Below are 13,627 nucleotides of genomic sequence, written 5' to 3'. Positions count from 1 at the left end.
GCGGCGGGCCCGGAAAAGGTCAGGTCGATATGGGGCTAAAGCATCTGCATCACTTGCAGGAGCAGGAACATCTCCAGCAGGAAAACGGGCGCGTAGCCCAGCAACGTCTGGCTCCAGTCCAGGCGCAGCACGGTCTTGTAGCCCACAAGGGTGCAGGCCAGGCTCCAGACCAGGCCGGTGAGCGCCCCCAGCACGGGGATGACGCACAGCAGCATGGGCGCCGAGCCGTAGGCGCTGACCTGGAAGATCAGGTCGAATTCCGGCTTGTCGCGCAGGATGAGCCGGTACATGAGATAGAGCAGGGCGCTTTGCACATACAGCTGCAGGGTCACGAAGGCCACCTGCTTGAGCACGAACAGGGGCATGCTCTCATGGATGGCCAGGGTGCTGGCCATCATCTGCTGCATCTGCGGGTCCATGCCGCCGTCCACGAGCATGGAGGTCATGCCGCGCATCCAGAGCAGCTGCACCACGGAAAGGATGACGCTGACGATCAGGTAGAAGCTCAGGGCGCGCAGGGAGCGGCGATGCGGGCGCAGGCAGCTGAAGAAGGCCGGCGCGCCGAACATGATGCGCGTGGCCGTACGGTAAAAGGCCACCATCCAGCCCGAAGGCGCGGGCGCCACGTCCCAGGGGTTGCCGGAAGGCAGGCCGGGGCGGTCGTCGTCGGCGTCGTCGTCCCGGAAGTCATCTTCAAGCGGCTCGTCGTCTGCCTGCGACTTGGGCTCTTCCTGCCGGTCACGGGGCCGGAAGGGCGGGATCTCCTCGCGGGGATCTTCGCGGCGGCAGGGGGCTCCGCCTTTCCCGTCATCCCCCATGCCGGGGATGATGGCGCCGGGGGGCAGGTCGCTGGCCGCCGGGGCGGCTTCATTGCGGACGGGCGAAAGCTGCTCGCTGCTGCCATCCTGGGGATGGAAGCGGAAGCGGCAGGAACACTGGGGGCAGGTGGCGATCACCGAATGCGCCGGAGCGCGATCGGGAGGGAAAGGACGGCTGAAACCGCATTGAGGGCAGATGATGTTCATGACGCTACTCATAGCAGAGAGGCATCTGCCCTGCAATCCGGGGAACGGCCACGGGGCGGAAAAGGCGGATTCAGGCTTGACAGGCGGAGAGAGAGCAACTATTTTGTCCGCACCTAAGGGGAGTAACTGGGTCCTTGAGACCCTGGCAGCATCAACAGCCTGACATCACGTCTGGTGCTGCCGTTGGCCCTGCCGACTAGTGAGACCTTGGCCGCATGACTGCATGCAGCCAAGGTCTTTTTTTTTGTGTAAAACCCAAACCCCGCCAAGGAGACCGTCATGTCTTTGCGCGACCTGCGTCCCTACCTTCTGGCTATCCTCATGACCTTGCCGGGCCTGGCCCTGCGCCTTGCCCCTGCGGACGTTTCCCCCATGCTGGTGGCCGTACTGGCCGGCCTGGCCATCCTGGGCGCGTCTTTCCTGCTGACCTGGGCCTGCGAAGTGGCCCAGCTCGACATCCCCCAGGCCGTGGCCGTGGCCGTGGTGGCCTTCATCGCCGTGCTGCCCGAATACGCCGTGGACATGTACTTTACCTGGATGGCGGGCCAGCATCCCGAAAGCGCCTACTCGCATTACGCCATCGCCAATATGACGGGCGCCAACCGGCTGCTCATCGGTATCGGCTGGACGGCCATCGTGCTGATCTTCGCGGGCCGCTTCCATAATTATGTGGCCCTGCACGAAGAAAAGCGCACCGACATCCTCTTCCTGGGCATGGCCACCCTCTATGCCCTGCTGATCCCGCTCAAGGGCTCCCTGACCCTGTTCGACGGCGTGGTCTTCCTGGGCATCTATGTGGGCTACATGTGCATCATCGCCCGCCGTCCCTGTGAGGAAGAAGAGCCCGAAGGCCCGGCGGCCACTCTGGCCAAGCTCTCGCGTCCCGCCCGCATGCGTGCCGTGGCCGGTCTGTTCCTGTTCGCGGCCCTGGTGATCCTGTTCAACGCCGAACCCTTCAGCGAAAGCCTGGTGGCCAGCGGCAAGATCCTGGGCATCAACGAGTTCCTGCTGGTGCAGTGGCTGGCGCCCATCGCTTCCGAAGCGCCGGAATTCATCGTGGCCCTGATGTTCGCCTTCCGCGGCAACGCCGGTCTGGCCCTGGGCAGCCTGCTGTCCTCCAAGCTCAACCAGTGGACCCTGCTGGTGGGCATGATCCCCGGTGTCTACGCCGTGTCTTCCGGCGGCACCACCCCCATCAACCTGGACCCGCACCAGTTCCAGGAGATCTTCCTCACGGCCGGCCAGTCCATCTTTGCCGTGGCCCTGCTGCTGGACCTGCGCCTGGGCCTGCGCGAGGCGGCGGCCCTGCTGGTGTTCTTCCTGGCCCAGCTGTTCTCGCCCTTCTATGACGTGCAGCTGGAAGCCCTGCTGGGCCTGCCCCACGACCCGCTGCGCCTGCACAACTTCTATGCCTGGACGTACCTGATCCTGGCGGGCCTGCTCCTGCTGCGGCACTGGCGCCTGGTGGCCGAGCTGCGTTACGGCTTCCACGTCAAGGTCCGGGATATCGTGCATCATTAAGGCCTTGCCTCCGTCTGGAGGAGAGGCTCCCTACGGCCGGTCTTCCCCCTGTCCGCGCAGGGTCGGCAGACCGGCCTTTTATTTGCTCCCGCAAGGCTTGACAGGGCCGCAGGAGCCCTCTACAAGCAGCTTGCGGCGCCATGCCGCGATCTCTTTTTCCGTCGTCTGGGGGGTATGATGTTCAGCTCTGGGAATCTCCGTCATCTGCCGGGATCCTGTTGCCGGTCCGCTCGCATGCTTGCGCTGGCGGCCCTGCTGTCGTGCTTCGCACTGTCTCCTGATCTGTGTCCCACGGCCAGCGCCGCGCACGGGCACGGCACCATGCTGGCCGACTCCCGTCCCGAGCCCGCCCTTGCCCCCATTTCCGTCACGGATTGCAACCTGCGCCGCGTTTCCCGGCCGGGCAAGCCGGACATCACCGTCACCTATCCCATGCTGGGCCGCAAGGACGTGGACCGCGACGTGGCCGACTGGGTGGAGCGCATCGCCTCGACCTTCGAGGCCGAGCTGGCGCCGCTGGCCCTTGAGTGGCAGGAGCAGGAACTCCCGCCCTGCGAGCTCATAGGCTCCTACACCCTGACGCGTCCCTCGGCCAATGCCCTGAGCATCGTCTTCGAGATCTGGACCTACACCGGCGGCGCGCACGGCAATCTGGACGTGATCCCGCTGACCTACAGCCTGCTTTCCGGCCAGCGTCTGGGGCTGGTGGACATCTTCGAGAACGTGGACAAGGCTCTGGAGATCATGTCCGCCGTGTCCCGGAAGGAGCTTGCCACCCGTCTGGGCGGCGGCCGGGTGGACAGCATGATCCACGACGGCACCGAACCCCTGGCGGACAATTTTTCCGCGCTGGCCCTGGTGCCCGGCGGGGTGCGTGTCTACTTCCAGCCTTATCAGGTGGCTCCTTGGGCCGCCGGGACGCAGCGCGTTTTCATCCCGCTGGAAAAACTGGCTCCGGCCGGTCCCCTGCATCTGCTCTGGGGCGAATGATGCCGCCCCTGGAGGCCGTGCTGCGCTTTCCCGGCCATGCGCCTTTGCTGGCCGACCATTTTCCCGGTGCGCCCCGCGTGCCCGGTTCCTGCCTTCTGGAAGCCATGCGCCGGGCCGTGGAAGAGGCCTTTCCGTCCCGCCGTGTCCGTGCCGTGCGCCGGGCACGCTTCCGCCATTTCGTCCTGCCTGACAGCGACCTGCTGTGCCGTATGGAGCCTGAAGACAGGGGCGACGCCCTGCCGTCGGAGGTCCGCTGCCGTCTGCTGCACGGCGATGCCTGCCTGGCCGAAGCCGTGTTCTCCCTGGAGTGAGGGGAAGGCAGCCCTATTTTCAAGGGGATCTTGCCGAAGGAGGCTTGGGGAAAAGCGCCCTTTTCCGCCTTCTGGCGCTCCCATCTCCCCGCAAAAAACTTCCTTTCGGTCATTGGCGGGTCGTGCGCTGCGCAGAGCGGACGCGCGGCTGCCGGTCTCCCGTTTTTGTCGCGAACTCGATGGTCCTCATGCCCGGCGCATCTTCAGGCTTTATCCCGGCCTGTCCATGGCCTGGCGCAGGCCGTGTGCGGCAGGGCCCTTGCGCCCGGGCCGCTTTTTTTTCACTATGCGGCCATGCGATTGACGTTCCATGGTTCTGTCCTCATCCTTGGCGGCAGCAGCGAGCTGGGCCGTGCCCTGGCGCTGGCCTTGCGCGCCGAAGGGGCGCAGGTCTGCTGTGTCTGCCGTGATGACGCAGGCTGCGCCCGCTGTGCGCAGGACGGCCTGCCCGCCCTTGTCCTTGGCGATCCCGAGACCCTGCCCGTCCGTTGTGAAACTCTGCTGGGCCGGCCGGTGGGGCATCTGGCGGATCTGCTGCATTCCCGTTTCGAACAGCTGGTGGCCATGGCGGCGCCCGAGGCCATAGAGCGCTGGGCGGATGATGACATCGCCCTGCGGGCCCGCTGCCTGCGTGCCGTGAGCCGGGCCATGCTGGCCCGCCGTTTCGGCCGTTGTGTCTTCGTCTCGTCCAGCGCCGCGCAGCGGCCGTCGCCCGGGCAGGGCTGGTACGCCGCAGCCAAGCTGGCCGGTGAGGGCCTGTACCGCAGCCTCGGCGTGGAGCTGGCCGGACGCGGCCTCAGCGCCTGTTCCGCCCGTCTGAGCTGGCTGGATGCCGGACGCGGGCACGAATTCCTTTCCCGCCACGGGCAGGTGGCCCGTGCCATGCCCGCCGGGCGCTGCCTGGGCCCGGACGACGTGCTGCCGGGCCTGTGCTTCCTGCTGTCGGCGGAGGCCGCGGCCATCAACGGCAGCGTGGTGACTCTTGACGGGGGCCTCGGGGCCCTCAAACTCCCGGAGCTGTGATGCGATACGACGATATCAGCCTCAAGGTGCGCGAGATCGTGGCCAATCTGTTCGAGCGCGATGCCGCGACCCTGAGCGACGATACCCTGCTCATGCAGGATCTGCCCTGTGAATCCATCGACCTGCTGGAAGTGAGCGTGCAGCTGGGCGCCACCTTCCATGTCTTTGTGGACGAGGAGCGCGCCTTCCTGCGTTCCCTGCGTTACCAGCTGGCCGGCGCCCCGGATGCGGCCGCCTTTTTGCGCGAGCATTACGGCCATCTGGACGAAGCGCGGCGGCAGCAGCTGGCCGCCTATTATACGGATGCCGACGGCATGGCCCTGCAATCGCCCCTGACCCTGGGCGACATCGCCCACTGGGTGGAACAGGCCCTTGAGGCCACACGGCAGGGGGCCTGATGGCCGTGCCTGAGCGGGTCGTCATCAGCGGTGCGGGCTGCTGCACGGCGCTGGGCCATGATCTGGACAGCGTGGCCCGCAGCCTGCGCGAGGGCCGTGATGCCTTCCGGGCCTCCGGCGCGCTGGAAGGGCTTTCCATCTGCCCGGCGGAAGACTGGGGCCAGGACGAGGCCCGGCAGCAGTTCGAAGGCTGGCGGCATCGCCATTACCTGAACCGGGGCAGCCGGATGGCTGTCCTTTCGGGCCTGCGTGCCCTGCGCGATGCCGGGCTGGAGGCGGGCCTGCCCGTCCGTTCGCAGATCATCGCCGCCGTGGGGCCCATGCTGGACGTCACCGGTGAACCGGGCCTGCCGCCGCAGGATACCGCGACGCTGGGCGCGCTCTGGCTGCTGCGCTGGCTGCCCAATACCGCCGCAGGGGCCCTGGCCCGTTTTGCCCGCTGCCATGGCGAGGCCCTGACCGTCAACGCGGCCTGCGCTTCGGCCCTGCAGGCCCTGGGCGAAGGCTGGCGGCGCATACGCTTCGGTCTGGCCGACGCCGTACTGGTCGCGGCCGGGGACAGCCGCCTTTCGCTGGGCGGACTGCTGGGCTATCACAAGGCCCGGGCCCTCAGTCTTTGTGCGCCCGGTACGGGCCCGCGTCCTTTCGACATGGGCCGGGACGGCTTCGTGCCCGGTGAGGGCAGCGCGGCCTTCGTGCTGGAGAGCCTGTCCTCGGCGCAGGCCAGGGGCGCCCATGTCCATGCGGAGATCCTGGGCTACGGGGCCTCCGTGGATGCCGAGAGCCTGACCGCGCCCGAAGCACGGGGCACCTGGGCCGAGCTGGCCGTGCGGGGCGCTCTGGAAGAGGCGGGCCTCGATGCCGCCGGACTGGGCTGGCTTTCGGCCCACGGCACGGGAACGCAGCTCAACGATCAGGCCGAGAGCCTGCTGTGGGAACGCCTGCTGGGCGATGTGCCCGGCGGCCCGGCCGTCATGGCCTTCAAATCCTGGCTGGGGCACGGTTCCTCGGCCTGCGGGGCGCTGGAGCTGTGCTGTGCGCTGGCCGCCTGGCGTGACGGCAGGATGCCGCCCGTGCGCCATCTGGAACGGCCCTGTTCCCCCCGTCTCGACTTCGTGCGGGAGCCCCGCCCCTTCCCGTCCTCCCGCGGCCTGCTGGAGAATTTCGGCTTCGGTGGCCAGAACGCCGCCCTTGCCGTGGATCTGCGGCCATGAACACGGATTTCTTTCTGGATGCGCCGTCGCCCTTCGTCTTGCTGGATGCGGCCCGGGCCATGGCCTCCCCACCGGGGTTCACGGCCTGGCGCCGTTGTGAGGGCGTGCCTTTCTGGCATGTGCTGGAGGCCGCCGCGCAGGCGGCCGCCCTGCAACAGCGCGTGGCGCGGGATTTTTCCTGCCATGCCTTCCTGCTGTCCGTGGAGCGTGCCCCGTGGCCTGCCGGGCCCTTGTCCGGCACGGCGCGGCTGGACGTGCGGGTGACGGCACAGGGCGGCAATGTGGCGGCCTCGCTGGTGCGCGTGCGGGGGCTTTGCGGGCCTGGGGGCCCCCTGCTGCCGCTGGAGCTGGAACTGCGCGTGGGCCTGGTGCCCTATGATGCCTCTTTTTCCCGTGAACTGCTGGAGAGCCGCTACAGGGAGCTGTACTCATGTCTGTCCCACAACGCCGAAGCCTTTATGACTGTCTGAACGACCGCCTGCGCGCCGATGCCCGTCTGGGCCTTGCCCGCGACAGCGCCGCCATGGCCGGGGGAGCCGCCGGGCCGCTGCTGTACCGGGACGGCCGGGAGTACATCTCCTTCATGAGCAACGACGGTCTGGGCCTTGCCGCCGATGCGCACTGGCAGGCGCGGGTGGCTGCCTGTTTTGCCGCCCATGCGCCGTCGGCGTCGGCCTCGCGTCTGGCCGGGGGCCGCAGCGATGTGGTGGACCAGGCCTGCCGGGCCGTGGCCGACTACTTCGGTTTTGCGGAATGTCTGTTCCTGCCCAGCGGTTATCAGGCCAATCTGGCCTGTGTGACCACCTTGCTCCAGCAGGGGCAGGAGGCCTTTGTGGACAGGCGCTGTCACGCCAGCGTCATGCGGGCCCTGCCGCTGGCCGGGGCGCGCATCCGGGCCTGGAACCATCTGGATTATGACCATCTGGAGCGCCTGCTGTCCTCCCTGCCGCCGGACGCGCCGCAGCCCGTGGTCATGGCCGAGTCCCTGTACAGCATGGACGGCGCGGCTCTCGATCTGGAACGCATGGCGGCCCTGCGGCGTCGGTACGGATTTTTCCTCTGTGTGGACGAAGCCCATGCGCTGGGGGCCCTGGGTCCCGGCGGACGCGGCCTGTGCGCGGCGCAGGCCCTGCGGGATGGCGGCCGGGCCCCGGCCGATCTGGTGGTGGGCACGCTGGGTAAATCGCTGGGCCTGTGGGGCGCGTTCCTGCTGCTGCCCCGGGGCTTCACGCCCCTGTTCGAGCATCTGGCCTCGGCCATCATGCACAGCACGGCCCTGCCGCCCGCCCATGCGGCCTGCATGCTGGCGCTGGTGGAGGAACTGCCGCGCCTTGAGGAGCGACGGCGTACGCTGGCCGCGCGCGTGGCCTTTTTCCGTCAGGCCCTGACGGAACGGGGGCTGCCGGTCATGGGCGATGCGCACATCTTGTCCGTGCCCGTGGGCGATGAGGCGCGCTGCCGCCGTCTGGCCGCCCGTCTGTCCGAGAGCGGGGTGCTGGTGCTGGGGGCCCGCTGGCCCACCGTACCGCGCGGGCAGGCCCTGCTGCGTTTCGGCCTCACCGCCCGCCATACGGAAGAATTGCTGGCCCGCACGGCTACAGTGCTGGCCGAGGTATGGGAAGAGTAGGATATGGCGGGGGAGGAAGGGCCCCTTTTGGAAAAGGGGCCCTTCCTCCCCCGTACCCCCTCCATCCTCCGAAAACTTTTGTTCTGGTCTGGCCGCAGGTCCCCGGCGTTGGATCACAGGGAGGGCTATCGTCTCCTGGCCGGAGTACAGGGACTTCAGGGGGGAAGGCTTTGAGGGGAAGTGCCGCTTCGCTGGCTGCGGTCTGCGGCAGAGGATACGCGGCCGGGACCGGCGGATATGCGGGAAGAAGAAAGGGCCCGTCCCATGAGAGAAGATACTGGCGAGGCCGGGAAATTTTCAGATGGCCTGCCCTGTTGCAGGGACCAAGACGTAAAAAAAGAGGAACGCTGTGGAGCGTCCCTCTTTTTTTATGCCTCATGCGCGGGCAGGGAAAGGTGCTTTCCCGCACGGCCCGCAGGCGTTGCGGTCAGGGCCGGATGACCTTGTCGGCCAGGGAAAGACTGGTCACCACGTCCATCATGTTGGTGGTCTCGCCCACCTGCTTGGCTTCCAGCAGGTTGAAGAAGTTCAGACAGGTCCCGCAGACAAGGATGCTGACGCCGTTGCTTTCCAGCTGCTTCAGGGTATCCAGGCACTTGCCCTCCGTGGCCGCCAGCTTGACGCCGCCGTTGAGCAGCACGATGCGCCACAGGGAGGCCCCCAGTTCGGGCAGGCTGGCCAGGAAGTTTTCCATCAGGCGGGCGCCCAGTTCGTCATCGCCGCGGCCCAGGGTATCGGTGGTGATGAGGACCAGGGTCTTGCGGCTTTCCGTGTCCGCTGCCGGAGCGGCGGCCGGGTCCTGTTCCGGGGCTTCCACCTGTGTGGCGCTGCTCAGGCCGTGCACTTCCCACAATGCGTTTTCGGGCTGGTTGACGCTGACTTCAAAGCCGCTGCGGCGCAAAAAGCGGCTCACGTTCTCGCTGGCGGCAGCGTTGTCCACCAGGACGAGCAGCTCCTGCGGCCGTCCCTGTTCCAGGGCGTCGCGGGTGCGCATCACAGGCTGGGGGCAGGCAAGGCCCCGACAATCCAGGGTTTTCATTCATATCCTCCTGACGGTTTCGTTCCGGCATCATGCCGGTGGCGCCAGTATGCCAGATGCGGCAGGCAGGGTCGAGAGGGGAGCGGTACCGGCGGGATGCCACGCGTTTGGGGGCATGACTGGCTGATGTTGCTTGATGGGGGCGGCAGGGAGGACTTCCCGCAAGTGGCGTGCAAGCTTTTCTGACGTGTTTGTTGGCCGCAGCTTTCCCGGCCTGCTTTGGGGACGGGCAGGGCAGGCCGGAAACGTTGCCGGAGCAAGGGGAAAAGAAAAATTTTTTCCAGCCCCGGCAAGCGGCCATGCGGTCGGGGAGGCCCTGCCCACTGCCGGAAAAGCGGTGGGGTGGTTGACCAGATGCCGGTGGCAGGGTAGGATGACTGCCAATGGCGGAATTCTCCGCCACAAGGAGGCATCATGTTCATTGTCCGTTTGTGAAGTAGCCGGCTGAAGACGCGGGTTCGCGTCATTTCCGGCTGCGGCGCGGGCAATGGATGGCATGCCCACGCATAATCCCTCCCATTCCTTCCCCTCGCCGCATACTCCCCATTCGACCATGCATGGCCTTGGTCGTCCTTTGCTGTGGCATGCACCTCATGCAGTGGACGGCAGTCGGGGGAAGGCTCCGTGGCTGGAGCCTTCCATTTCATCTTGTGCGGTCTTCATCATTCCCGTTTATCTCATCCTGCAGACAGGAGGCACGTATGCGTATTGCCGTTGGTCTGGGCAAAAAAGGTGGGGAGGAACGTCTGGCGCAACAGGGCGTCAGCCGTCGTGATTTTTTGAAATTCTGCACGGCCGTGGCCGTGACCATGGGCCTTGGGCCCAGCATGGCCACGGAAGTGGCCGCGGCGCTGACCAATCGCCGCGCCTCCGTGGTCTATCTGCACTGCGCTGAATGCACGGGCTGTTCCGAGGCCCTGCTGCGCACCTGCAAACCCTTCCTCGACACCCTGATCCTGGACACCATCTCCCTGGATTATCACGAAACCATCATGGCCGCCGCGGGCGAAGCCGCCGAGGCCGCGCTGGATCAGGCCATCAGCAATCCTGAAGGCTTCATCTGCGTGGTGGAAGGCGCCATCCCCACGGCCATGGACGGCAAGTACGGCTATGTGGGCGGCCACACCATGCTGGACCTGTGCAAGCGCGTGCTGCCCAAGGCCAAGGCCGTGGTCACCATGGGCACCTGTGCCGCTTACGGCGGCGTGCAGGCCGCCAAGCCCAATCCCACCGGCTCCGTGGGCGTCAATGACTGCTTCGCCAAGCTGAGCATGGACGTGAAGGCCATCAATATCCCGGGCTGTCCGCCTAATCCTCTGAACCTGGTGGGCACGCTGGTGGCCTTTTTGCAGAACAAGGAGATCAAGCTCGACGATCTGGGCCGTCCGCTCATGTTCTACGGCCAGTCCGTACACGATCTGTGCGAGCGCCGCGTCCATTTCGAGGCGGGCGAGTTCGCGCCCTCCTTCGATTCCGAAGAAGCGCGCAAGGGCTGGTGTCTGTACGATCTGGGCTGCAAGGGCCCCAGTACCTACAACAACTGCCCCAAGGCCCTGTTCAACGAGACCAACTGGCCCGTGCGGGCCGGACATCCCTGCATCGGTTGCAGCGAGCCCAATTTCTGGGATGACCTGTCGCCTTTTTACCAGAACTAGGGAGCTGCCAGCATGAGCCAAGTTATGAAAACGCCCCAGAGCAATTTCTCCGGCCCCATTGTCGTTGACCCGCTGACCCGTATCGAAGGCCACCTGCGCATCGAGGTGGAAGTGGAAAACGGTCGCATCAAGGATGCCCGCAGCTGCGGCACCCTGTATCGCGGCCTGGAAGTGATCCTCAAGGGACGCGACCCCCGCGATGCCCAGCACTTCACCCAGCGCACCTGCGGCGTGTGCACCTACACCCACGCCCTGGCCTCCACCCGCGCCCTGGAAGACGCCATGGGCCTGACCCTGCCCGCCAATGCCACCTATATCCGCAATCTGGTGCTGGGCCTGCTGTTCATGCACGACCACATGGTGCACTTCTACCACCTGCACGCCCTGGACTTCGTGGACGTGACCGCCGCCCTCAAGGCCGATCCGGCCAAGGCCGCGGCGCTGGCCTCGTCCATCTCGCCCCGCAAGGCCACGGCCGATGACTTCAAGGCCGTGCAGGCCCGCCTGAAGGCCTTTGTGGACAGCGGCCAGCTGGGGCCCTTCACCAACGCCTATTTCCTGGGCGGGCATCCGGCCTATTATCTGGATCCCGAAGCCAACCTCGTGGCCACGGCCCACTATCTGGAAGCCCTGCGCGTGCAGGTCAGCGCCGCCAAGGCCATGGCCGTGTTCGGCGCCAAGAACCCGCATCCCCAGTTCCTCATCCCCGGCGGCGTGACCTGTTATGAATCCCTGACGCCCGAGCGCATCAAGGAATTCCGCGACCTGTACCTGCAGGCCCGCAAATTCATCGAAGAAGTCTACATCCCCGACCTGCTGCTGGTGGCCGGTGCCTACAAGGACTGGGCCGCGCTGGGCTGCGGTTGCCGCAACTTCATGGCCTTTGGTGAATTCCCCGAAGTGGGCGGCGAGCGCGACATCACCAAACGCTGGCTCAAGCCCGGCGTGCTGCTGGACGGCAAGCTGGATACCGTGCATCCCTTCGATTCCGGCAAGATCGCCGAGCATGTGCGCCACAGCTGGTACGAAGGCGAAGAGGCCCGCGCCCCCTACGACGGCGAGACCAAGCCCGCCTTTACCCGCATGGGCGATACGGACCGCTATTCCTGGCTCAAGGCGCCGCGCTATGACGGCCTGGCCATGGAGACCGGCCCGCTGGCCCAGATGCTGGTGGCCTATGCCCAGGGCCATGAAGCCGTGAAGCCCGCGGTGGACAAGGTGCTGTCCGCCCTGGGCGTGGGGCCGGAAGCCCTGTTCTCCACCCTGGGCCGCACCGCCGCCCGCGGCGTCGAGACCCTGGTCATCGCCCAGCAGGTGGAAAAGTGGCTGGCCGAATACGAGGCCAATATCGCCGGCGGCGACAAGAAGATCGCCATGGAATGCAGCGTGCCCAGGGAAGGGCGCGGCGTGGGCTTCGTCAATGCTCCGCGCGGCGGCCTGTCGCACTGGCTGCGCATCGAAGACGGCAAGATCGGCAACTTCCAGCTGGTGGTGCCCACCACCTGGAACCTGGGGCCCCGGGACGCCAAGCATGTGCTGAGCGCCGCCGAACAGGCCCTGGTGGGCACGCCCGTGGCCGATCCCAAGCGGCCTGTGGAGATCCTGCGCACCATCCATTCCTTCGACCCCTGCATCGCCTGCGCCGTGCATGTCATCGACGGCGAGACCAATCAGGTGCACGAGTTCAAGGTCCTGTAATCCGTATCCGTTCGTTGGGGGAAGGGCTGTCCTCAAGGGGCCCTTCCCCTTTTTCATGCGCCGTCCGCCGGGACGGCCGCCATCCAAGGAGGCTCCATGAGCGAGACTGTGGCCGCTCCCCGCGTGCTGATCATGGGCGTGGGCAATATCCTGCTGCGTGACGAAGGCTTCGGCGTGGCCGCCGTGAACCATCTGGAAAAGAACTACGACTGGCCGGAGAACGTGCGCTTGCAGGAAGGTGCCACCCAGGGGCTTTTGCTCATGTCCGAACTGGAGGAGTGCGACCTGCTGGTGGTGCTGGACGTGGTGCTGGGCGGCAAGGAGCCGGGCACGGTCTATCTGCTGGAAAACGAGGATCTGAGCCGCAGCCTCAGCTTTCAGGGTTCCATGCACCAGACGGATCTGCTCCAGACCCTGCAGGTCTGCGAGCTGGCCGGGTGCCGTCCGCAATGCCTGGCCTTCGGCCTCCAGCCTTTTGACTGGCGCACCATGCAGGTGGGCCTTTCGCCCGAGGCCGAGGCCATGCTGCCGGTCTTTGCGGAAAAGGTGGTGGCCGAACTGGCCCGGCGCGGCATCGTGGCCCGCTGGAAAGAAACGGCCTGAGTGGCGTATCCGGAGAGAAGGGGAAGCTTGCGTTGCTGTCGTCGCTGCCCGCAGCTTCCTTCGTCCCGACGGCTATGGCTGCGGCGGCCATGCGGTCGCTGCCGGCGCGGGAGGAGCGCCATTGCTCCCCGTCCTTCCATCCCATCCCCCGCGCGTGTTATCGGCGGGTGCGAGACCACGACACGATCGCGGTACCGCACGGACGGCGGTCGCCGCGCGACGGCGAAAATCCCTGCCACCCCGCCAGCCCTGCTTTTGTTGCGAGCGCTCCGTCCGGAAGCGGCAGCGCATGAAAAAAGCTCCCTTTTCAGGGAGCTTTTTGCGTGCTGTGGCAGAAAAAGTACGGCGCGGACAGGCGCATATCGTCCGCAGGAAAGGGCGGGGAAAGTGCAGGGCAGAGAAAAGAGAAGCCTTGTTCGTCTGCACTGTCGCCTTGCCGTTGTCTTGAGACGTCCCTTGCCTTGCGCCTGACGCATCTCCGCCTGGGGAGCGCTTTCTCTCCCCGCACGGCAGCGGCAGGGAC

At 66.5% G+C, this 13,627-nt stretch carries 13 protein-coding genes; 11 read left to right on the top strand and 2 right to left on the bottom strand.

Going from position 1 to position 13,627, the window contains the following annotated elements; genetic code table 11:
* Positions 1-35: 35 nt before the first annotated feature.
* Positions 36-1,025, bottom strand: a complete 990-nt coding sequence (locus tag ACQRAG_RS02890) for a YIP1 family protein (RefSeq protein ID WP_418741210.1) — start codon at positions 1,023-1,025, stop codon at positions 36-38.
* Between the two features lie 279 nt (positions 1,026-1,304).
* Here ACQRAG_RS02890 and ACQRAG_RS02885 point away from each other — a divergent pair, with 279 nt between their 5' ends.
* The 8 genes from ACQRAG_RS02885 to ACQRAG_RS02850 all read left to right on the top strand — a co-directional run bounded on the left by ACQRAG_RS02885 (position 1,305) and on the right by ACQRAG_RS02850 (position 8,109).
* Complete coding sequence (locus ACQRAG_RS02885; protein ID WP_168935508.1) at positions 1,305-2,546, top strand: sodium:calcium antiporter; 1,242 nt, start codon at positions 1,305-1,307, stop codon at positions 2,544-2,546.
* Between the two features lie 234 nt (positions 2,547-2,780).
* Positions 2,781-3,536: a DUF3298 and DUF4163 domain-containing protein gene (locus ACQRAG_RS02880; RefSeq protein WP_297138005.1), complete on the top strand. Its 756-nt coding sequence runs from the start codon at positions 2,781-2,783 to the stop codon at positions 3,534-3,536.
* On the top strand, positions 3,533-3,847 hold the full coding sequence (locus tag ACQRAG_RS02875; protein ID WP_204625061.1) for a hypothetical protein: 315 nt from the start codon (positions 3,533-3,535) through the stop codon (positions 3,845-3,847). Before ACQRAG_RS02880 ends, ACQRAG_RS02875 begins: the two co-directional genes overlap by 4 nt.
* A 294-nt stretch (positions 3,848-4,141) precedes the next feature.
* Complete coding sequence (locus tag ACQRAG_RS02870) at positions 4,142-4,870, top strand: SDR family NAD(P)-dependent oxidoreductase (protein WP_427803838.1); 729 nt, start codon at positions 4,142-4,144, stop codon at positions 4,868-4,870.
* Positions 4,870-5,268, top strand: coding sequence for an acyl carrier protein (locus ACQRAG_RS02865; RefSeq protein WP_427803839.1), 399 nt, complete (start codon positions 4,870-4,872; stop codon positions 5,266-5,268). Before ACQRAG_RS02870 ends, ACQRAG_RS02865 begins: the two co-directional genes overlap by 1 nt.
* The gene (locus ACQRAG_RS02860; RefSeq protein WP_427803840.1) at positions 5,268-6,482 is read left to right on the top strand and encodes a beta-ketoacyl-[acyl-carrier-protein] synthase family protein; all 1,215 of its coding nucleotides are present in this window, start codon (positions 5,268-5,270) and stop codon (positions 6,480-6,482) included. Before ACQRAG_RS02865 ends, ACQRAG_RS02860 begins: the two co-directional genes overlap by 1 nt.
* Positions 6,479-6,952, top strand: a complete 474-nt coding sequence (locus ACQRAG_RS02855; RefSeq protein ID WP_427803841.1) for a hypothetical protein — start codon at positions 6,479-6,481, stop codon at positions 6,950-6,952. Before ACQRAG_RS02860 ends, ACQRAG_RS02855 begins: the two co-directional genes overlap by 4 nt.
* Positions 6,913-8,109, top strand: coding sequence for an aminotransferase class I/II-fold pyridoxal phosphate-dependent enzyme (locus ACQRAG_RS02850; RefSeq protein WP_427803842.1), 1,197 nt, complete (start codon positions 6,913-6,915; stop codon positions 8,107-8,109). The genes ACQRAG_RS02855 and ACQRAG_RS02850 overlap by 40 nt, the downstream gene beginning before the upstream one ends.
* A 427-nt stretch (positions 8,110-8,536) precedes the next feature.
* On the opposite strand, the gene yedF is transcribed toward ACQRAG_RS02850, so the two are convergent.
* Positions 8,537-9,148 carry a sulfurtransferase-like selenium metabolism protein YedF gene (gene yedF / locus ACQRAG_RS02845; RefSeq protein ID WP_427803843.1) on the bottom strand — a complete coding sequence of 204 codons (612 nt, stop codon included), beginning with the start codon at positions 9,146-9,148 and terminating at the stop codon, positions 8,537-8,539.
* A 701-nt stretch (positions 9,149-9,849) separates the two neighbouring features.
* Between yedF and ACQRAG_RS02840 the strand changes: the two genes are divergently transcribed.
* The 3 genes from ACQRAG_RS02840 (at position 9,850) to ACQRAG_RS02830 (ending at position 13,104) form a co-directional block, all read left to right on the top strand.
* The gene (locus ACQRAG_RS02840; RefSeq protein WP_427803844.1) at positions 9,850-10,803 is read left to right on the top strand and encodes a hydrogenase small subunit; all 954 of its coding nucleotides are present in this window, start codon (positions 9,850-9,852) and stop codon (positions 10,801-10,803) included.
* Positions 10,804-10,815: 12 nt separating this feature from the next.
* Entirely contained in the window at positions 10,816-12,501 is a 1,686-nt protein-coding gene (locus ACQRAG_RS02835) for a nickel-dependent hydrogenase large subunit (protein WP_427803845.1), read from the top strand.
* A gap of 96 nt (positions 12,502-12,597) precedes the next feature.
* Positions 12,598-13,104 carry a HyaD/HybD family hydrogenase maturation endopeptidase gene (locus ACQRAG_RS02830; RefSeq protein ID WP_427803846.1) on the top strand — a complete coding sequence of 169 codons (507 nt, stop codon included), beginning with the start codon at positions 12,598-12,600 and terminating at the stop codon, positions 13,102-13,104.
* Positions 13,105-13,627: the final 523 nt, after the last annotated feature.

The organism is Desulfovibrio sp. SGI.230, assembly GCF_050313065.1.
Taxonomy (GTDB): domain Bacteria; phylum Desulfobacterota; class Desulfovibrionia; order Desulfovibrionales; family Desulfovibrionaceae; genus Desulfovibrio.
Note: the sequence above shows the minus strand (reverse complement) of the source record. Positions and strands in the feature narration are given on the sequence as shown.